General features: G+C 68.3%; 16 protein-coding genes. 11 read left to right on the forward strand and 5 right to left on the reverse strand.

Annotated features, from left to right (window positions below):
- Window positions 1–26 precede the first annotated feature (26 nt).
- On the forward strand, window positions 27–842 hold the full coding sequence (locus ACH2A7_RS07080; RefSeq protein ID WP_394961000.1) for a putative ABC transporter permease: 816 nt from the start codon (window positions 27–29) through the stop codon (window positions 840–842).
- Window positions 843–979: 137 nt separating this feature from the next.
- Here ACH2A7_RS07080 and ACH2A7_RS07085 read toward each other — a convergent pair whose 3' ends face one another.
- Complete coding sequence (locus ACH2A7_RS07085) at window positions 980–2,083, reverse strand: hypothetical protein (RefSeq protein ID WP_394961002.1); 1,104 nt, start codon at window positions 2,081–2,083, stop codon at window positions 980–982.
- Between the two features lie 153 nt (window positions 2,084–2,236).
- Between ACH2A7_RS07085 and ACH2A7_RS07090 the strand changes: the two genes are divergently transcribed.
- Entirely contained in the window at window positions 2,237–4,099 is a 1,863-nt protein-coding gene (locus ACH2A7_RS07090; RefSeq protein ID WP_394961004.1) for a sigma-70 family RNA polymerase sigma factor, read from the forward strand.
- Between the two features lie 130 nt (window positions 4,100–4,229).
- On the opposite strand, the gene ACH2A7_RS07095 is transcribed toward ACH2A7_RS07090, so the two are convergent.
- Both ACH2A7_RS07095 and ACH2A7_RS07100 read right to left on the reverse strand, forming a co-directional pair.
- Entirely contained in the window at window positions 4,230–5,663 is a 1,434-nt protein-coding gene (locus ACH2A7_RS07095; RefSeq protein WP_394961006.1) for a lipopolysaccharide biosynthesis protein, read from the reverse strand.
- A 25-nt stretch (window positions 5,664–5,688) separates the two neighbouring features.
- The gene (locus ACH2A7_RS07100) at window positions 5,689–6,243 is read right to left on the reverse strand and encodes a M48 family metallopeptidase (RefSeq protein WP_394961007.1); all 555 of its coding nucleotides are present in this window, start codon (window positions 6,241–6,243) and stop codon (window positions 5,689–5,691) included.
- Between the two features lie 313 nt (window positions 6,244–6,556).
- Between ACH2A7_RS07100 and ACH2A7_RS07105 the strand changes: the two genes are divergently transcribed.
- The 9 genes from ACH2A7_RS07105 to ACH2A7_RS07145 all read left to right on the forward strand — a co-directional run bounded on the left by ACH2A7_RS07105 (window position 6,557) and on the right by ACH2A7_RS07145 (window position 15,868).
- Window positions 6,557–8,842 (forward strand): anaerobic ribonucleoside triphosphate reductase, encoded by a 2,286-nt coding sequence (locus ACH2A7_RS07105; protein ID WP_394961009.1) that lies wholly within the window; start codon window positions 6,557–6,559, stop codon window positions 8,840–8,842.
- A 124-nt stretch (window positions 8,843–8,966) separates the two neighbouring features.
- The gene (gene nrdD, locus ACH2A7_RS07110) at window positions 8,967–9,113 is read left to right on the forward strand and encodes an anaerobic ribonucleoside-triphosphate reductase (RefSeq protein ID WP_330055742.1); all 147 of its coding nucleotides are present in this window, start codon (window positions 8,967–8,969) and stop codon (window positions 9,111–9,113) included.
- The gene (nrdG, locus tag ACH2A7_RS07115) at window positions 9,113–9,631 is read left to right on the forward strand and encodes an anaerobic ribonucleoside-triphosphate reductase activating protein (protein ID WP_394961011.1); all 519 of its coding nucleotides are present in this window, start codon (window positions 9,113–9,115) and stop codon (window positions 9,629–9,631) included. Before nrdD ends, nrdG begins: the two co-directional genes overlap by 1 nt.
- Before the next feature lie 215 nt (window positions 9,632–9,846).
- Window positions 9,847–10,500 carry a response regulator transcription factor gene (locus ACH2A7_RS07120; RefSeq protein WP_394961013.1) on the forward strand — a complete coding sequence of 218 codons (654 nt, stop codon included), beginning with the start codon at window positions 9,847–9,849 and terminating at the stop codon, window positions 10,498–10,500.
- Window positions 10,501–10,503: 3 nt separating this feature from the next.
- On the forward strand, window positions 10,504–11,973 hold the full coding sequence (locus ACH2A7_RS07125; protein WP_394961015.1) for an ATP-binding protein: 1,470 nt from the start codon (window positions 10,504–10,506) through the stop codon (window positions 11,971–11,973).
- Entirely contained in the window at window positions 11,970–13,163 is a 1,194-nt protein-coding gene (locus tag ACH2A7_RS07130; RefSeq protein ID WP_394961017.1) for a hypothetical protein, read from the forward strand. Before ACH2A7_RS07125 ends, ACH2A7_RS07130 begins: the two co-directional genes overlap by 4 nt.
- Before the next feature lie 19 nt (window positions 13,164–13,182).
- Window positions 13,183–14,229, forward strand: coding sequence for a hypothetical protein (locus tag ACH2A7_RS07135; protein ID WP_394961018.1), 1,047 nt, complete (start codon window positions 13,183–13,185; stop codon window positions 14,227–14,229).
- Window positions 14,230–14,520: 291 nt separating this feature from the next.
- The gene (locus ACH2A7_RS07140) at window positions 14,521–15,483 is read left to right on the forward strand and encodes a C39 family peptidase (protein WP_394961019.1); all 963 of its coding nucleotides are present in this window, start codon (window positions 14,521–14,523) and stop codon (window positions 15,481–15,483) included.
- Between the two features lie 34 nt (window positions 15,484–15,517).
- Window positions 15,518–15,868: a hypothetical protein gene (locus ACH2A7_RS07145; RefSeq protein ID WP_394961020.1), complete on the forward strand. Its 351-nt coding sequence runs from the start codon at window positions 15,518–15,520 to the stop codon at window positions 15,866–15,868.
- Between the two features lie 313 nt (window positions 15,869–16,181).
- On the opposite strand, the gene recG is transcribed toward ACH2A7_RS07145, so the two are convergent.
- Together recG and ACH2A7_RS07155 are read right to left on the reverse strand one after the other, a co-directional pair.
- Window positions 16,182–18,257: an ATP-dependent DNA helicase RecG gene (gene recG / locus ACH2A7_RS07150; protein ID WP_394961021.1), complete on the reverse strand. Its 2,076-nt coding sequence runs from the start codon at window positions 18,255–18,257 to the stop codon at window positions 16,182–16,184.
- An 86-nt stretch (window positions 18,258–18,343) separates the two neighbouring features.
- Complete coding sequence (locus tag ACH2A7_RS07155) at window positions 18,344–20,032, reverse strand: DAK2 domain-containing protein (protein WP_394961022.1); 1,689 nt, start codon at window positions 20,030–20,032, stop codon at window positions 18,344–18,346.
- Between the last annotated feature and the right edge of the window lie 56 nt (window positions 20,033–20,088).

Raw genomic sequence — 20,088 nt, forward strand, 5'->3', positions numbered from 1 at the left:
GGCAGATAGGGAAAGGGGCGAGAGCGATGCCGTTCACACCGTACCAGCTGCTGTGGTACTTTTTCATCTACGCGTTTCTGGGCTGGTGCCTGGAGGTGGTGTTCTGCACCGTCAACTCCGGCCAGTGGGTCAACCGGGGCTTTCTGAACGGCCCGGTCTGCCCCATCTACGGGGTGGGCATGGTGGTGGTGCTGCTGGCGCTGCAGCCGCTGGCGGGCAACCTGCTGCTGCTCTTCGCCGGCTCGCTGGTGCTCACCAGCGCCCTGGAGCTCGTCACCGGCTATGTGCTGAAAAAGGCCTTTCACACAAGCTGGTGGGACTACTCCGACCAGCCCTTCAACATCGGGGGCTACATCTGTTTGAAATTCAGCCTGGCCTGGGGCCTGGGGGGCATGGCGGCGGTGCGGCTGCTCCACCCGCCCATCGCCCGGCTGGTGGACCGGCTGCCGCACACCCTGGGCTGGGTGCTGCTGGCGGTGATGGGCGGCGTGATAGCGGCGGACCTGGCCGCCACGCTGGTGACCCTGGCGGGCCTGGAGCGGGACCTGCGGGAACTGGAAAAGCTGGCCGCGGCCCTGCGCCGGGGCAGCGACGCGGTGAGCAAGGGGCTGGGCGACGCGGCGCTGGCCGCCGACGATAAGCTGGCCGAGGGCCGGCAGGCCCTGCCCGGCCGGCTGGCCGACCTGGAGGCGCGGCGGGACCTGCTGCGGGCCTCCCTCACCGACCGGCGGCTGTTTGGCGCGCGTCGCCTGCTGCGGGCCTTCCCCGGGATGCAGAACCTGCGCCACCGGGAGGCGCTGGAGGCGCTGAAGGCGGAACTGGCCCGGAAGCTGCGCCCCTGACCGAAAGGCGCTTTGTTGTTGAACTTTATCCGGAATCTCCCCGGACGCAAAAAAGAGCGACCGAGCGCCCCTTTCCGGGGCTGCCCGGCCGCTCTTTTTTTGAGGGGATGGGCGGCGGGCCCGCCCTTGCCGCCGCTTTACGCGGCCGGCTGGGACGCGGGTTCCGCCGACTCCACGGCGGGTTGTGCCGCCGGTTCGGCCGCCTCCGGGGCGGGCTGGGTGACTTCCGGGGCCGGCTCGGTGACTTCCGGCACAGGCTCGGTGACTTCCGGCACAGGCTCGGTGACCTCCGGCGCGGGCTCGGTGACCTCCGGCGTGGGCTCGGTCACCTCCGGCGCGGGTTCGGTCACCTCCGGCGTGGGTTCGGTCACCTCCGGCGTGGGCTCGGTGACCTCCGGGGCGGGTTCGGTCACTTCCGGTTCGGGCTGGGTGACCTCCGGTTCGGACGCCGGCGCGAACATGCAGGACCCGGTGTAGGTGTGCGCCCCGCCCCAGCAGCCGTCCACATAGCGGTCGTTGCAGCTGCCGGTGTGCAGATGCTGGCTCAGGGGGCAGCCGTCGTCAAAGGTGGTGGGGGCGGGGGCATAGTCCTCCTCCCGCACCGGGTGGCCCCACACCTCCGACATCACCCAGCCGGGCATCAGGCTGCCGTCGGGGGCGTAGCCGTATTCCTCGCTGAGGGTGCTGCCGGGCACGACGCCCCAGTCCAGCTGCTCCTGGGTGACGGCGTGGTATTCCAGGCCGCAGCTGGGGCAGATGCCGTTTTTGTAGCCGTCGCCGTGGTAATGGAGGATGTTGGGGTCGGCGCTCTGGTGGGCGCCGCAGGCGGGGCAGCTCTGGTTGGGATACTGCCGGCCGGCGCCGCATTCGGTGCAGTAATACTTCGCCGCGGCGGCCTGGGCCTGGGGGGCGCTTTGGGTCTGCTGCACGGCGGAGGACGAAGAAGCGGCCTTGGAAGCGGAAGAAGCCTTGGACGAAGAAGCGACTTTGGACGAAGCCTTGGACGAAGAAGCGGTCTTCGACGAGGAAGAAGTCTTGGACGAGGCAGCGGTTTTGCCGGCGGCGTCCTTCGCCGCGGAGGGGGAACTGTCCGCCGCGGCGGTTTCGGAGGTGCTTTGGGTGGCGGACGAAGCCGTCACGGCGGAGTTCGCGGCCGCGTCGCACCCCGCCAGGGCGAGCAGCAGCCCGGCGGCTGCCGCCAGCATCGCCGCCTTGCGCATCATTTCATGAGTCCTTTTCATATTCATTCTCTCCTTTTTTATGTAGAGTGATTTCGTCCGACACCTGATAGATACCTCCGGGCGGCCGAAGGTTTTAATTTTTTCGAAATTTTTTTAAAAAAGTTTCGGGGCGGCCCTATAGTAAGGTCAGAACAACGATGGGAGGTGCCGTTTATGAGTGAACGGGAGCGCGTCTGTCTGCTTGTGAAGCAGGCGCAGGAGGGAGACAACGAGGCGATGGGGCAGCTGTTTGCCCTGTACAAAGACCGCTGCTATTTTGTGGCGTTCAAGATCCTGCGGGATCGTGAAAGCGCGGAGGACGTGGTGCAGGAAACGGCCATCCTGGTGGTGCAAAACCTGCAGACCCTGCGCAAACCGGAAAAATTCTTCAGCTGGGCCATGCGCATCAGCAACAACGTTGCCCTGCGCAAGGCCGGCCGGCGGCGGGAGGTGCCGCTCACGCCGCCCGACGAAACGGAGGGGGCCGCCGCCGAGCCGGCCGACCCCGATCCGGACGCCCGGCCGGAAGAGGCGCTGGACCAGCGCGAAACGAGCCGCATCATCGCCGGGCTGGTGGACGACCTGCCCCAGGAACAGCGGTTCTGCGCCTATATGTTTTATTATGAAGAGCTGTCGGTGGCGCAGATCGCGCAAACGCTGCAGGTGAGCGAGAACACCGTGAAAAGCCGGCTGCGGTATGCCCGGGAAAAGCTGCGGGCAGGCGTGCGGGAGGTGGAACGGCAGGGCGTGCGGCTGCACATCTTCCCGCTCCCCTTCCGGATCATCCGCCGCGCGCTGCAAAACTGCGCCGACCGGTATACCCTTGCGCCGGACAGGAGCGACGCCATCCTCCGCGGCGCGCTGGGCGCGTCGGTTGCGGCGGGCGGGGCAAAGGCGGCGGCCGGCGCCGAGATCCTCGCCGCCGCGGCGCTGTCCTCCGGCGCACATGCCCTGCTGACCGGCGCGGGGCTGTCGGCCGCGGCAAAGGCCGGCATCGCGGCGGCGGTGGGACTGGGCGTGGGCGGCCTGATGGTGGGGCAGATCGCCGTTGCGAGCGCCTTGCCCGTCGCGCAGCCGTCCCCAGCGCCGTCCACGCAGGCGGGCTATATGTCGTCCCGCGTCCGGGCCGACTCCGCGCCGCGGCAGACGGGCGTTTCCGCCCTGGAGGAGGAGAAGACCGCCGCCTCCTCGTCCAGGACCGCTTCCTCGTCCAAGGCTTCGTCCAAAGTCGCTTCTTCGTCCAAGTCTTCTTCCGCTTCCAAGGCCATTTCTTCGTCCTCCGCCGTGCAGCAGACCCAAAGCGCCCCCCAGGCCCAGGCCGCCGCGGCGAAGTATTACTGCACCGAATGCGGCGCCGGCCGGCAGTATCCCAACCAGAGCTGCCCCGCCTGCGGCGCCCACCAGAGCGCCGACCCCAACATCCTCCATTACCACGGCGACGGCTACAAAAACGGCATCTGCCCCAGCTGCGGCCTGGAATACCACGCCGTCACCCAGGAGCAGCTGGACTGGGGCGTCGTGCCCGGCAGCACCCTCAGCGAGGAATACGGCTACGCCCCCGACGGCAGCCTGATGCCCGGCTGGGTGATGTCGGAGGTGTGGGGCCACCCGGTGCGGGAGGAGGACTATGCCCCCGCCCCCACCACCTTTGACGACGGCTGCCCCCTGAGCCAGCATCTGCACACCGGCAGCTGCAACGACCGCTATGTGGACGGCTGCTGGGGCGGGGCGCACACCTACACCGGGTCCTGCATGTTCGCGCCGGCGTCCGAACCGGAGGTCACCCAGCCCGAACCGGAAGTGACCGAACCCACGCCGGAGGTCACCGAACCCGCCCCGGAAGTGACCGAGCCCGCCCCGGAGGTCACCCAGCCCGAACCGGAAGTGACCGAACCCACGTCGGAGGTGACGGAACCCGAGCCGGAGGTGACCGAGTCCGCGCCGGAAGTCACCGAGCCGGCCCCGGAAGTCACCGAGCCCGCCCCGGAGGCGGCGGAACCGGCGGCGGAGGGCGGCCAGCCCGCGGCGGAAGGGTGACCGTGCAAAAAAGAGGGCGGCGACCCGGGCTGTAAAACGCAGCCAGCCCCCGGAAGAAGCGCTTTGGCTTCCTCCGGGGGCTGGTTTTCTTGCTTTTGGGGGGGCGCGGCGGCCCCCCCTGCGGGGCCGGTCAGGCGCGGCGCCGGCGGCGTCCTTTGCCCAGCAGCTGCAGGGCGATGCCCAGCACGCCCTGGAAATTGAAGGCGCACACCCCCGCCGTGAGCAGGGTGCACCACAGGGGCCAGTAGGGGGTCTGGAAGATCATCAGACCCGCCTCGGCCAGCACCATGGCCAGATTGAAGGAAAGGCGAAGGGGGGCGTAGTCCAGCCGCAGCAGGCCGCGGGTGTTCACCGCCCGCAGGATGAACACCACAAAGTAACTCAAAAAGCTGGCCAGGGTCACCCCCACCGGGCCCATCAGCGGGATGAACGCCCAGTTGAGCAGGCAGTTGACCACCGCCCCCGCCAGCATGGTGTAAAGGGAGAGGGTGCTGCGCTTTTCCACCATGTAGATGCTGTTCAAAAACTGGTTCAGGCAGCTGAACAGGGTGCCGATGGCCAGCATGGGCACGAACTGCCAGGCGTCGAAGAAGTTGGCCTTGAAGATGAACATCAGCGGCCGGCACAGCAGGATGATGCCGGAGCAGCAGCAGAACAGCAGGCTCTGGTACAGCCCGAACACCCGGCTGAAAAACCGCTGGCGGCCCTCCTTCTCGGTCACGGCGGAGAGCTGCCACGCCTCGTAGAAGATGGTGCCCAGCACCGACAGGATGGTGGGCAGAAAATAGCCCACCCCCAGCAGGCCGGTCCAGTACTCGCCGGTCTGGTCCTTGTAGCCGCCGCACATGGCCTGCACAAAGAACAGATCGCTGGCATTGATGACCCAGAAGCTGATCTGGGCGGGCACCATGGGCAGGGCGTAGGCCAGCATCTGCCGCCACAGCGCCGCCGAGAAGTACCGCGCCCGCAGATACCGCCCCAGCCCCGCGATGGAGAACACGAACAGGGCGCTCAGGGCGTCGGAACAGATGATGGCCAGCACATAGCCCTTGGCCCCCATGTGAAACCCGGACAAAAACAGGATGGTGAACCCCAGGTTGGTGGCGCTGCAGAGCACGCCGTCCACCGCCACCAGCCGGTTCAGCTGGCGGCTGCGCACGAACTGGGTGCACCAGGTGCGCAGGCAGCTCACCAGCACATGAATATAAAGGAAGGGCGCGTACTCCGCGAACAGCGGGATGAACCGCAGCAGCGGGTAGCAGCACAGCATGAGCACAAAGCCGGTGAGGATGGTCACCAGGCCGTCGGTGAACACCGCGCCCTTTTTGACCTTTTCGTCCAGCCCGAAGCGGATGATGGCGTAGCTCACCCCCATGCTCACCAGGGGGATGAGCAGCGAGCCGATGTTCTGCACCAGCTTGGTGATGCCCACCTCCTCCACCTGGCCCATGGCAAAGGTGATGTAGGGCTGCAGCACGATGCTCAGCAGTTTGGCGGAGAAGTTGCTGACGGCGAACAGCAGGGTGTTGTTCGCCAGGCGTTTGTATTTGGCGTCCAAGGGCATCTTCCTTTCCGTGGATGGCGCGCCGTCAGCGCGCGTTTCGCAAAAGGGCCCGGCGGGCCTTGTAGTCCGGCAGGATGCTGCCCACCAGCGCCCAGAAACCGGCCTGGTGGTCCGGGTGCACAAAGTGGCAGTACTCGTGCACCACCACATACTCCACCGCCGCGGCGGGCTGCAGCGCCAGTCGCGCCGCCAGGGTGATCTGCCGCTTGCCGGGGTGGCAGCTGCCCCAGCGGGTGCGCATGTCCCGCACCTTCAGTGTGGGCTTTTCGCCCCCCAATACCTCCCGGAAGAGGGGAAACACCCGGTCGCTCACCTCTGTGTAAAGGGCGAGGCAGGCGGCGGGGTCCGGCGCGGGGATGGCCGCGCGCTCCGCCGCGGCCCGGGCGGCTCTGTCCTGGGCCCGGCGCACCCACTCTGCGTGGGCGGCCACAAAGGCGTCCACCGCCGCAAGGCTGGCCCGCGCCGGGGCGCTCACCCGCACGCTGCCGTCCGGCCCAAGGCGCAGGTTCAGGTTCTTCACCCGCTTGCGGGTGAGGGTGTATTCCACGCCGCCGGCGCTTCGAAGGCTTTCACCGGGCACCCCGAAACGCCCCCTTTCTTTTCGCAGGGTTTTGGGTATAATAGGATACTGCGCGCTTTGCGCGGCGCGCTCACATGAACCATTGTATCATGTTTTCGGCGGCTTTTGAACGGCGAAAGCAAAACTCACAAAAAAATCACCGAAACCTTGGCGTTAATTTTGCGCCCACTCATATTGACAGCCACTATATGTAGATGTCATAATGGTCATTGTACGGTTCCAACCCCAAAATACAGAGAATCACCGGGCGGCGTTCAGTCACGCAGATCGTGGCAAAAACCAGCGCGAAGCCGGATAAAAAGGAGTGTTTGCCATGATTAAAAGTGTGATCAAGCGGGACGGTCGCGTGGTGTTGTTCGACGAGGGCAAGATCGCGGCCGCCGTGCTCAAGGCCCTGGAGGCCGCCGGCGAGGGGGACGCGAGGGAGGCGGCCCGGGTGGCCAACAAGGTGGCCCGCCACCTGGAGGTGGACTGCGGCGAGGAATCCCCCTCCATCGAGCAGATCCAGGACGCGGTGGAGACCGGCCTGATGGAGTGCGGCCACGACGAGGCGGCCAAGAAGTACATTCTGTACCGGGCCAACCGCACCCGCATCCGCGAGGCCAACACCAGCCTGATGAAGACCATCGACGAGATCACCAACGTGGACGCCCGCATCAGCGACATGAAGCGGGACAACGCCAACATCGACGGCAACACCGCCATGGGCAGCATGCTGCAGATCGGCACCGCCGGCGCCAAGGCCTACAACGCGGCCTACCTGCTCACCCCCGAGCAGGCCAAGGCCCACAGTGAGGGCGACATCCACATCCACGATTTCGACTTCTACTCCCTCACCACCACCTGCACCCAGATCGACATCCTGCGGCTGTTCCACGGGGGCTTTTCCACCGGCCACGGCTTTCTGCGCGAGCCGGCCAGCATCGGCAGCTACGCGGCGCTGGCGGCCATCGCCATCCAGTCCAACCAGAACGACCAGCACGGCGGCCAGAGCATCCCGAACTTCGACTACGGCATGGCCGAGGGCATCCGCAAGAGTTTTGCCAAGCTTTACACCCAAAAGCTGGCGGAGGCCGCCGAGGACCTGCTGGACTCGCAGGACGAGAGCGCCCTGGCCAAGGCCGCGGTGAACAAGGCCTCCGACGCGCTGGGGATGCCCCCCCGCATGGAGGTGAAGGCCGACGAGTTCGACCGGCTGGTGGCCGAGGCCCTGGCCGACGCCAGCGCCCTCACGGATGAGCAGGCGGCCCATGTGGCGGCCACCGCCCGCCGCCGGGCCTACCGGCAGACCGACCGGGACACCTATCAGGCCATGGAGGGCTTTGTGCACAACCTGAACACCATGCACTCCCGCGCCGGCGCCCAGACCCCCTTCAGCAGCATCAACTACGGCACCGACACCTCCCCCGAGGGCCGCATGGCCATCCGCAACATCCTGCTGGCGGAGGACGCGGGCCTGGGCCACGGCGAGACGCCCATCTTCCCCATCCACATCTTCAAGGTCAAGGAGGGGGTCAACTACAACGAGGGCGACCCCAACTACGACCTGTTCAAGCTGAGCATGAAGGTCAGCGCCAAGCGGCTGTTCCCCAACTATGTGTTCCTGGACGCCCCCTTCAACCTCCAGTATTATAGGCCCGGCCATCCCGAGACCGAGGTGGCCACCATGGGCTGCCGCACCCGGGTGATGGGCAACGTCTACGACCCCGACCGCCAGATCAGCTACAGCCGGGGCAACCTGTCCTTCACCTCCATCAACCTGCCGCGGCTGGCCATCCTGGCCGACCACGACGAGGCGGCCTTCTACAAAAAGCTGGACACCATGCTGGAACTGGTGGCAAAGCAGCTGCTGGACCGCTACGAGATCCAGGCGGCCAAGCGGGTGTACAACTTCCCCTTCCTGATGGGCCAGGGCGTCTGGCTGGACAGCGACAACCTGGGCCCCGCCGACGAGGTGCGGGAGGTGCTGAAGCACGGCACCCTCTCCATCGGCTTCATCGGCCTGGCCGAGACCCTCACCGCCCTCTACGGCCACCACCACGGCGAGAGCGAGGCGATGCAGAAGAAGGGCCTGGAGATCGTGCAGTACATGCGGGACTTCTGCGATAAGAAGAGCGCCGAGATGAAGATGAACTTCACTCTGCTGGCCACCCCGGCGGAGGGCCTCTCCGGCCGCTTCACCCGCATGGACCAAAAGCGGTTCGGCACCATCCCCGGCGTCACCGACCGGGAGTACTACACCAACAGCTTCCACATCCCGGTGTGGTACAACATTTCCGCCTACGACAAGATCCAGAAGGAGGCGCCCTATCACGCCCTCACCAACGCCGGCCACATCAGCTATGTGGAGCTGGACGGCGACACCGCCAACAACCTGGAGGCCTTCGAGAGCGTGGTGCGCTGCATGCACGACGCGGGGGTGGGCTACGGCAGCATCAACCACCCCGTCGACCGCGACCCCGTCTGCGGCTATGTGGGGGTGATCGGGGACGTCTGCCCCCGGTGCGGCCGCCGCAGCGGCGAGGCCCTGAGCCCCGAAAAGCTGGACGAACTGCGCAAGAAGTACCCCGGCGTGCCCACCTTCTGCGGGTGCGAATGAACCCTGTCCGCCGCGGGAGGCCGGCGGTGTTGCCGGTGCAACACAAAGCCGCCCGCCGAACGTGCTACAATAACTCGAACGATTTTTGAAAAAGACCCCCCGGGGGTCCAAGGAGGAAACAACTATGGCTGCTATGCAGAAACAATCCGTCGTGGGCAAGGACGTCCCCTTTGAGCGCATCCGCCGCATCACCGGCTACCTGGTGGGCACCATGGACAAGTGGAACGACGCCAAGAAGGCGGAAGAGCACGACCGGGTGAAGCACCTGTAATGCTGAGAGTTGCAGGCTGTGTGGCCGACAGCATCGTGGACGGCCCGGGGCTGCGGTTCACCGTGTTCTTTCAGGGCTGCCCCCACCACTGCCCGGGCTGCCACAACCCCGACACCTGGCCCTTTGAGGGCGGGCAGGCGTACACCCCCGAAGAGCTGGTGGCGCTGGCGAAAAAAAGCCCTTTGTGCAAAGGGGTCACCCTCTCCGGCGGCGAGCCCTTCGCCCAGGCGGGGCAGGAGATGCTGGAGTTCGTGGGGCTTTGCCGCGCCGCGGGCTTTGAGGTGGCCGCCTACACCGGCTACACCTTTGAGCAGCTGCTGGCGGGCAGCGAGGCCCAGCGGGCGCTGCTGGCGGCGCTGGACACGTTGATCGACGGCCCCTTTGTGCGGGAGGAGTGCAGTCTGGAACTGCGCTTTCGGGGCAGCCGCAACCAGCGCATCCTGAATGTGCCGGAAAGCCTTGCCGCTGCCGCCCCCGTGTGGGAGACCGGCGAGCGCTGGGTGGGCGCGCACGAATAAAAGGCGATCCGGGCGCGGCGCACTGCCGCGCCCGGTTTTTTTCAAAACCCGTCCGGTATTTACAGTTTCGATACAACTTGTTGTCGACACCGCAGGGAACACTGTGGCATACTGAGAGTGGGCCGGGGCGCCGCCCCGGCCCCTTTCGGCGCGCCGCGGGCGGAACAAGCGCCCCGCGCCGGCTGTTTTGCACAGAAAAAGGAGGAATCACACCCATGGCACACATCCTGATCGTGGAGGACGAGGCGCACATCGCCCAGATGATCGAGGCCACCCTGTCGCTGGGAGGCTACACCAGCGAGATCTGCTCCGACGGAGCCAAGGCGGTGGAGCGCATCCTGGCCGGCGGCTATGACCTGGTGCTGCTGGACGTGATGCTGCCCGGCCTGGACGGCTTCGCCGTGATGGAGCGGGTGGCCAGCCAGGGCACGCCGGTGATCTTTCTGTCCGCCATGCAGCAGGTGGCGGACAAGGTGCGGGGGCTGCACCTGGGGGCGGAGGACTACATCGCCAAGCCCTTTGAGGCGCTGGAACTGCTGGCCCGGGTGGAGGTGGCCCTGCGCCGGCGGGGCAAGGGCCGGGAGGTGCTGGAGTACGGCGACATCCGGCAGGACCTGGGCAGCCACACCGTGACCCTGGCGGGGGAGCCGGTGGCCCTGTCGCCCAAGGAGTTCGAACTGCTGCGGGTGTTTTTGCAGAACCGGGACCTGGCCCTCAGCCGGTCCAAACTGCTGGCGATGGTGTGGGGCTACGAGTTTGAGGGCGAGAGCCGCACGGTGGACATCCACGTCCAGCGGCTGCGCCAGAAACTGCACCTTGCCGACAAGCTGGTCACCCTGCCCCGGGTGGGCTACCGACTGGAGAGCTGATCTATGAAACTCTGGCAGAAGATCTTTCTGTCTACCCTGGCGCTGACCGTGGCGGTCACCAGCCTGTTGAGCCTTTTGTTCCTGCTCTCCAGCCGCAGCGCGCTGTGGGAGCGGGAGAACCAGCGCGCCCTCACCCAGCAGCAGTCGCTGGCCAGCCTCATCAAGACCGGCGTGGTCAGCCAGCGGCTGCAGAGCGGCAAGGTGCGCCTGTCCGCCGACGAGGCGGACTCCGCCGCCGCCGCGGTGCTGGCGCGGCAGGAGGCGGACGGCTACCTGGTGGTCAGCCGCCTTCTGCGCCGGGGCACCTCCGGCTGGAACACGTTGAGCGCCTCCGCCGACCCCCTGCTGGACGCGGCGGCGCTGGAGGGCGACGACTACGCCGACGACGCCCTCACCTACTCCCGCACCTTCCGGGACGGGGGACGGCTGTATCTGGCGCTGAACGCACCCCTGGCGCTGGAGCAGACGGCCTACCGGCTGCTCTGCGTCTTTGACGTGTCGGAGGTGCAGGGCCTGCTGCGCCGGCAGGCGGCCACCGCCCTGGCCCTCAGCGCCGCGGGCAGCCTTGCCGCCGCCGGCGCGCTGCTGGTGGTGGTGCGGGGCCTGCTGCGCCCGCTGAACGTGTTGTCCCGGGCGTCGCGGCGCATCGCCGCCGGCAGCTACTCCGAGCGCATCCGCCTTTCCGGCTCGGACGAACTGGCGGACCTGGCCCAGGACATGAACCGCATGGCCGAGGCGGTGGAGAGCCGGGTCACCCAGCTGGAGCAGGCCGCCGAGGACCGCAGCGCCTTCATCGCCAACATGGCCCACGAGATGAAGACCCCCCTCACCAGCATCCTGGGCTTTGCCGACCTGCTCTATCTGCAAAAGGACGTGCCGGACAAAAAGCGGATGGAGTACGCCGGCATCATCGTGGAGGAGACCAAGCGGATGCGCTCGCTGTCCGGCAAGCTGATGGAACTTTTGAACGTGGGCAGCCAGAACCTTGTGTTCACCCCGGAGCCCCTGGCGGACGTGATGAACGAGGTGGCGGCCGCCATGGAGCCGGTGCTGGCCAGTTCCGGGCTGACGCTGCAGCACGTCTGTGAGGACGGGCTGGTGCTGATGATGGACCGGGAGTTGTTCAAATCCCTGCTGTACAACTTCATCGACAACGGCCGCAAGGCCAGCCCCGAGGGCAGCCGCATCCAGATGCTCGCCCACCGCCAGCAGGGCAAGGCGGAGATCATGATCCGGGACTACGGCCAGGGCATCCCCCAGAAGGAACTGGACAAGGTGCGCCAGCCCTTTTACATGGTGGACAAGTCCCGCAGCCGCAAGGCGGGCGGCGCGGGTCTGGGGCTGGCTCTTTGCGAGGAGATCTGCCGCATCCACAAGGGGGCCTTCGCCATCGACAGCCGGGTGGGCAAAGGCACCCTCATCACCCTGCAGTTCCCCCTGGCGGGCGCGCCGGGGCAGGGGGGAGAGGCATGAGCGGCCGGCGCGTCCGCCGGCCGGCGGCCCGGCAGGCCCGGCAGGCCCGGCAGCCGGCGCGGCGCGGGGCGGGCCCGGCCCGCCGCGCCGCCGAGGGCGACGGGGCCCGGGCGGTGCAGCGCAAGGTGCTGGCGGTGGGCCTCGCCATCCTGCTGGCGGGCACCACGGCCACCTTCCTGCTGGAGCAGGCGGTGCTGGCCCCCCGGCGCCAGGTGCAGGCGGCGTCCGCCCTGCCGGTGTACAGCGCCGTGGGCCAGCGCACCGACGACGTGAGTTTCTGGCCCTGGACCTTCTACGCCGAGCACGCCGGCCAGTCGCCCACCCTGCTGCCGACGGAGGATCAGCCGTATCTGCGCGAGGAGGTCAGCGCGCTGGCCGGGATGCTGCTGGACGGCGCCGTGGAGGTGGACGACACCGGGCGGCTGGTGGAATCCTTCAGCGAGCAGACGGCCAGCTGCCTCTACCTGCGGGACGTGCCGCTGGTCTGGACGCCGCCGGAGGGCGGAGTCCAGAACCTGACGCTGGACCTGGGCGTGGGCGGCGGGTCCGACCCCGCCCTGTCCTACGGCATGGCGGTGAGTGTTGTGCTGAAAACCGACCAGGCGCCCACCGAGGCCCAGCTGGAGGCGGCCCACCGCCAGGTGCTGCTGGAACTCTGCTTCCAGTGCGGCGCGGCAGGCTGGCTGCTGGACGCGGCCGCCGAGGTGACGGAGGCCACCCCCGCCCCCGCCGACGCTCCCTCCGAACCCTCCGGCCAGATGACGGAGCCCCCGGCCCTGTCCTTTTCCGACGGCGACAGCCCGCTGAGCGAGGAGGCGCAGCGCCGGCTGCAAAAGGCCGCCCAGCTGTCGCTGGGCGCGGTGATGGACCGGATGAGTCAGCCCATGGGGGAGTTGGCGGGCATCGACGAGACCATGCTGATGTGGCCGACGGACCTGGGGCCGGACACCTCCCTCTGGCCGCCGGACAACACCCCCGACCTGACGGCGCTGGCCGCCGGGACCCTGAGCCAGGACGACACCCGCAAGCTGGAGCAGCGGCTGCAGCAGCAGTACGCCGAATACGGCATCGAATTGCAGGTCGTCACCCTGTCGGACAGCGTGCTGGTGCTCCTCTCCGCGGCCGGCTTCACCCTGGGCCTGTATTACAGCCCGGTGCTGGAGACCTGGTGCGGGATGGCCATCCAGTGAGTTTGCAAAGGAGACGCCCATGAAACAGCATTCCGCGCCCCGGCGCGCCACCCTGTTTTTTCTGGCGGGCTGCGCCGGGGTGCTCACGGCGGGCATGGCCCTGGTGGCCGCGGCCGGCCTCTCGGCCCCGGGCAGCCAGGTGAGCACCCGCCCCGCCCTGCCGGTGTACAGCGCCCTGGGCGCCGAGAGCGCCAACGTGCTGTTCTGGCCGGAACAGATCTGGGAGGAGCGGGACAAGGCGGAGAACGGCGTTTTCTTCTGGGAGGAGGCCTCCGGCGAGTTCGCCGCGCCCTGGCTGGCCTTTTTCGACTGGGGCTGGGGCCTGGGCGACGCCGCCGCGCCCGGCGACGTGTATATAGCGTCTCCGCCGGAGGGCAACTGCCTCTATGTGCGGAACATCCGCTTTCTCGACACCCCGCCCCAGATCGCGGGCCTGGCCACCCCCAACGCCACCCAGCAGTATATGACGGCGGACTTCGCCGCCGGCAGCCGGAACGGCGGCCTGGCGGTGAGCTGCCTGGTCTGGGCCGACGACGGCTACCAGTACCTGCCCGACGACTGGCAGGAGACGGCGGTGCAGCGCTGCCGGGAGGAACTTTTGTATCTCTTCAACCTCTCCAACGACGACCAGCGCCTCCAGCTGTACCAGCGGCTGAACAGCGTGCTCACCCCGCGGCCCTGGGCGCTGGAAAACGTCTCCTTCCCCTTTGAGCCGCTGGAGATCGACTGGCAGGAACTGGGCTGCTACCAGCTGGACGACATGCTCGCCCAGCTGCAGGGCCTCGTGTGCAGCGCCCAGTACAACAGCCTGGCGCTCTACAGCCGGGACGGCTGGCAGGACCCGGGAGAGAGCTGGGGCAAACTTTACAACCACCAGCCCCTTTACGCCGACCCTATGCCCGGCGAGATGGAGATGGCCCGGGTGCTGGCCGACCTGGATCTGGACGTGCAGATCGTGCCGCTGGAAAAGCAGGTGATGATCCTCTTCAGCTGGTACGGCGGCAATTTCGCGGTCTACTACGATCCGGTGCTGGACTGCTTCTCCGGCTACGCGCTGCAGCAGTGAGGCCCGGCCGGGGGCGTCCGAACGCCCGCCCGGCCCGGCGCAAGGCCCCCGGCGGCGGCTTTCGCCGTCAGCGCCGCCGGCAGACCGGCCCGCGCGTTTGGCGCTGTTCTCCGGGCTGTTTGCCCCGCCGGCCCGGTTTTTCTGCCCGGATCGAAAGAATTTACCCTTTCGGCGCGGGATGTTTACAGTTTCGATACCACTTCCTGCCGACTTTGCGCCCCCTTTGGTGCGATACTTGTCTTGCGGCACACGGAACGCCGCAGGACCGATCGCAACAGAGGGGGTTTTTCTATGCAAACGCGCGTCATCCGCACCGCCGCCGCCCTGCGGCCCGCCGGGGAGTGGGAGCAGCCGATCCCCTGGCCCGACGCCGGCCGGGTGGAGCCTGCGGCCCCCCTGCGCCGCCCCGGGCAGCGGCCGGAGACCCATGTGTACCGGGCGCCCGCCGCCCCCGGCAGACGCCCCGCCGCCCGCCGCCGGAAAAAGAGCCTGCTGCCCGGCGCGCTGGCCCGGCTGGCGGTGCTGGCCCTCTGCGGCTGGGCGCTCACGCTGGTGCTGCAGGCCGCGGCGGGCGCGCTGACGGAGGGCGTCCACCGGGCCGGTGCGCTGCTCTCCATCGCCGACGCCTGGGGCGTGGACGCCGCCCCCGCCGCCGGCGTGCTAAAGGTGGAGCCGGTGCTGCAAAACCCCGCGCTGCCCAACGGCTGTGAGGCCGCCAGCCTGGCCGCCCTGCTGGGCTATGCCGGCGTGGAGGCCGACCCGGTGGAGCTGGCGATGGAGTGGATCCCCCGGCAGGAGTTCTCCTATTCCGGGCCGGACCGCTTCGGCCCCGACCCGGAGGAGGCCTATGCGGGCGATCCCACCAGCGCCTCGGGCGGGTGGTACTGCTTCGCGCCCCCGGTGGTGGAGGGGGCCAACGCCTACCTCGCCTTCGTCGGCAGCGACCTGCGGGCGAAAGACCTCACCGGCGCCACCTTTGCCGCACTGGAGGACCGGCTGGCCGCCGGGCAGCCGGTGGCGGTATGGTTCACCCAGGACTATGAGGACCCCCGCCTGAACGAGAGCTTCACCTGGACGCTGCCCTCCGGCGAGCAGTACACCCCCTACGCCAACCTGCACTGCCTGGTGCTGGCCGGGGTGGAGGGGAGCGACTGCCTGCTGGCCGACCCCCTGGCCGGCAGCACCCGGGTGGACAAGGCCACCTTTGAACGCATCTACACCGCCATGGGCAGCCGGGCGCTGGCCCTGGGCTGACCGGGACCCCCGCTGTTTGTCAAAGGAGGACGTTATGGAAAAGATCCTGTATGTGGTGCTGTTTTTTACCGGCGTGCTGCTGGCCGCCTGCACCCGGATGGCCGCCCCCGCGCCCGCGGTCCCCGCCGCGGCCGCCCGTCCCGCCGCCATCCAAACGGCAGACCGGGAGGCGGGCTATTGCTACCTCGCGCTGGACGAGGAACAGAACTTCGTGCTGCCCTATGTGAGCGGGGCCACCCGGCAGGACACGCCGGTGGCCCGGGCCAGCGGCAGCCTGGGGGCGGACGGCAGCCGCACCGTCCGCTTTTGCTGGGCCGGCCGGCAGGTGACCGGCCAAAAGGCCGCCGACGGGCGGCTGACGGCGGCGCAGACGCGGGCGGCGTGACCTTGCGAAAACGAAAAAAAGGGCGGCCGGAAAAACGGCCGCGCCCAACAGCGCATAAAAAACCGGCCTTTCGGGATGAGCCAAAGCGGCTCGCCCAAAGGCCGGTTTGCTTCTTTTCGCTTTTTCACAGCCCGCCGCGGTTTTTGCCGCGGCAGCTTTTGGGTTTTGCGCGCGGGCTGCCGTGGCGGCGTTTTTGCCCTTTGCGCGGGCTGCCGTCGTGGCGGCTTTTTTCGCCCTTTCGCGGCAGCGGCTTTTCTGCCCCCTGCGCCGCGGCGGCCTTTCGGCCATGGGCGGGGCGCCCGCCGCCGGGCGCTCAGTTGAAGGTGGTGCGCCCGAACAGGCGCTTCACCTGCCCCGCCAGCGCCCGGTGGGCCGGGGCCGTGAGGGCAGGGTCCGCCTCCAGCAGGGCGGCGGCGCTGGTGTGGGCCGCCTCCAGGGTGCGGGTGTCGGTGGTCAGGCTGGCCAGCTGCAGGGTGGGCAGGCCGTGCTGCCGGTCCCCGAAAAAGTCGCCGGGGCCCCGGTGCTCCAGGTCGTACTTCGCGATGGCGAAGCCGTCCTGGGTGGAGCAGAGAAAGCGCAGCCGGTCCCGCACGCCCTCCCCCGGGTGGTCGCTCACCAGGATGCACCAACTCTCCTCGGCGCCCCGGCCCACCCGGCCCCGCAGCTGGTGCAGGGCCGACAGGCCGTAGCGCTCGGCGTTTTCGATCACCATCACGGTGGCGTTGGGCACGTCCACCCCCACCTCGATCACGGTGGTGGAGACCAGGGCGTCCAGCCGGCCAGCCTTGAAGTCCTCCATCACGGCGGCCTTCTCCTTCGCCTTCAGCCGCCCGTGCATCAGCCCCACCCGCCGGCCGGGCAGCAGGGGCCGGGCCACCTGGGTGTAATAGGTGGTCACCGCCGCCAGATCGTCGGTGTTCTCCGCGCCGCTCTCCTCCACCAGCGGGCAGACGATGTACACCTGATGCCCCGCCGCGATCTGCTTGTCCAAAAAGCCGTACATCGCCCGGCGCTTTTCGCTGCCCACCGCCCGGGTCTTCACCGGCTTGCGGCCGGGGGGCAACTCGTCCAGCACCGAGATGTCCAGGTCGCCGTAGAGCAACAGGCCCAGGGTGCGGGGGATGGGGGTGGCGCTCATCACCAGCACATGCGGCTCGGCGGCCTTGCCCGCCAGCAGGCCCCGCTGGCGCACCCCGAACCGGTGCTGCTCGTCCACCACCGCCAGGCCCAGCGCCTTGAAGGTCACCCCCTGGCCGATCACCGCGTGGGTGCCCACCACCAGGTCCGCCTCTCCCGCCTGGATGGCGGCCAGCGCCGCCCGCCGCGCCGCCGCCTTCATGCCGCCGGTGAGCAGCGCCACCCGCACCCCGAAGGGGGCCAGCAGCCGGTCCAGCGTGTCGGCGTGCTGGGCGGCCAGGATCTCGGTGGGGGCCATCAGGGCGCTCTGCCAGCCGTTTCGGGCGGCGGTGTACACCGCCGCCGCCGCCACCAGCGTCTTGCCGCTGCCCACGTCCCCCTGGAGCAGCCGGTTCATGGGGGCGGCGCCGGTCATGTCGGCGCAAATTTCCCCCGCCGCCCGCCGCTGGGCCCCGGTGGGGGCAAAGGGCAGGCTGGCCCAGAAGGGGCCCAGGTCCACGGGCTTCATGGGCGCGCCGGCGGCCGCCGCCCCCCGGCTGCGCAGCAGCGAGAGGCCCAATTGCAGGCAGAACAGCTCGTCGAACACCAGCCGCCGCCGCGCCGCCGCGGCCGCCGCCATGGAGGCGGGGCGGTGGATGTCGCAGACGGCCTGCCAGCGCCCCGGCAGCTTGAAGCGGGTCAGGTATTCCGGCGGCAGGATCTCCTCCAGCGGCTCCGTCTCCTCCAGCGCCCGGGCCACGCACCGGGCGATCTGGCCGCTGGAAAGGCCCTCCGTCTGGGGATACACCGCCGCCAGCGGTGTTTGTTCCACCTGGGCGGGGGTGCGCACCACCGGGTTTGCCATCTCCCGCCGCGTCAGGGTGCCCCGCACCCGCCCCTCGAAAAAGTATTCCTCCCCCACCCGCAGGCTGTCCGCCGCGAAGTGGGTGTTGAACCAGGTCAGGGTCAGGCCGGCGCTGTCGTCCCCCGCCAGCACCTGCACCATGGTGCGGCCGCCGCCCAGGCGCACCGCCCCCCGCTTGGAGTACACCGCCGCTTTTACCACCGTGTCCGCGTCGAAGGGGGCGGCGGCCACCGGGGCGGGGTTCGAGTAGTCCACATACCGCCGGGGGTAAAGGCCCAGCAGGTCCTCCACCGTGGCCACCCCCAGCCGCGCGAACTTCTCGGCGGTCCTGGGGCCCACGCCCTTGAGGTATTGCACAGGTGTGTCCGCCCGCATAGGCCGGGGCCTCCTCTCCGCAGTTTTTTTCATTATAGCACAAATCCCCCGCGCAGGAACGGAAAAAGAGACGGCGGGCGCTTTTCAGCGCCCGCCGCCCCGTGCCGTATTTCAAGCGTTCATTCCACGCCGATCATGTAGTAGTAGACCGGCTGGCCGCCGTTGATGAGGGTGACCTCGATGCCGTCCCCCACCTTGGACTGCACCAGTTCGCAGGTGCGCTGGGCGTCCTCCTCGCTCACGTCGCAGCCGCTGATGAGGGTGATGAAGCTGGAGTCCTTCTTCACCATGCTGCGGGCCAGGCGATAGGTCATCTTGGTGATGTCGGTGCCGGTGTTCACGATCTTGCCGTTCTCCATGGCCATGATGTCGCCCTTCTTGATCTTGTGGCCGTCGAAGTCGCTGTTGCGGGCGGCGAAGGTCACCAGACCGGTGCTCACCCGGCCGGCGGCCTCCATCATGGCGATGGAGTTGGCGTCGGCGTCGGCCTCGGGGTCGAAGCTGAGCATGGCGGTGATGCCCTGGGGGATGGTGCGGGTGGGCAGCACCACCACCTTGCGGTCGGCGATCTTCTGGGCCTGCTCGGCGGCCATGATGATGTTCTTGTTGTTGGGCAGCACGAACACGGTGCCGGCGGGCACGCTCTGCACCGCGGCCAGGATGTCCTCGGTGGCGGGGTTCATGGTCTGCCCGCCGCTGACCACCGCGTCCACCCCCAGGTCCGCGAACACCGAGGCCAGACCTTCGCCGGCGGCCACGGCCACAAAGCCGAAGGTGCGCTCGGGGTCCACCGCGGCGTAGGGGAAGGCGGCGGCGGGGGCCTCCTCGGCCGCCTTCTGCTTCTCCAGGCCCTTGCCCTGCTTCTGGCGGGCCAGGAACTGCTCGTGCATGTTCTCGATCTTGAAGCCGGTGAGGTAGCCGTAGTGGATGGCCTCGGACAGGATCTTGCCCGGGTCGGCGGTGTGCACATGGCAGTTGGCCACGTCGTCGTCCTCGATCACCACCACGCTGTCGCCGTTGGACTCCAGGAAGGCCCGCAGCTTGGCGATGCTGGCGCCCTCCTCCTTGTTCACGAGGAACTGGGTGCAGTAGCCGTTCTTGATGTCCTCCACCTTCATCAGGTCGTCGGTGAACACGCCCTTGCCCGCGCCGGAGGTGGACAGTTTCGCCTTGTTCTGGGCGGCCTCCTCGCACTGGACGGGTTTGCCCCCCTCGAACACGATCTGCATGCCCTCAAAGATGACCATCAGGCCCTGGCCGCCCGCGTCCACCACGCCGGCCTTCTTCAGCACCGGCAGCTGGTTGGGGGTGTTTTCCAGCGCCCGCTGGCCGGCGCTCATCACCAGTTTCCACAGTTCCACCACGTCGGCGATGCCGCTGGCGGCGGCCTCCTCGCTGGCCACACGGGCCACGGTGAGCATGGTGCCCTCGGTGGGCTTCATCACCGCCTTATAAGCGGCCTCCACGCCCTTCTGCAGCGCGGCCACGATGTCGTCGGCCCCGGCGGTCTTCTTGCCGTCCAGCGCCTTGGAAAAGCCCCGGAACAAAAGGCTGGTGATCACGCCGGAGTTGCCCCGGGCGCCCCGCAGCATGGCGCCGGCGGCCGCCTTCGCCGCCTCGCCCACGGTGCAGTCGTCGCCCATGGCCTCCAGCTCGGGGCGGGCCGCGCCCACCGTCATGCTCATGTTGGTGCCGGTGTCGCCGTCCGGCACGGGGAAGACGTTCAGCTCATCCACCCGGGAACGCTGGTTGGAAATGTTGTTGGCGCCCGAAAGGATGGCGTCGCGCAGGATACGACCAGTAATCATACAGTACACCTCAACGTCAAAGTTATGGGCCCGCGCAGTGAAAGCCGGGCGGGAAA

Origin of the sequence: Candidatus Allofournierella merdavium (genome assembly GCF_944382735.1) — a bacterium.
In the GTDB taxonomy this organism is placed as follows: domain Bacteria; phylum Bacillota; class Clostridia; order Oscillospirales; family Ruminococcaceae; genus Allofournierella_A; species Allofournierella_A merdavium.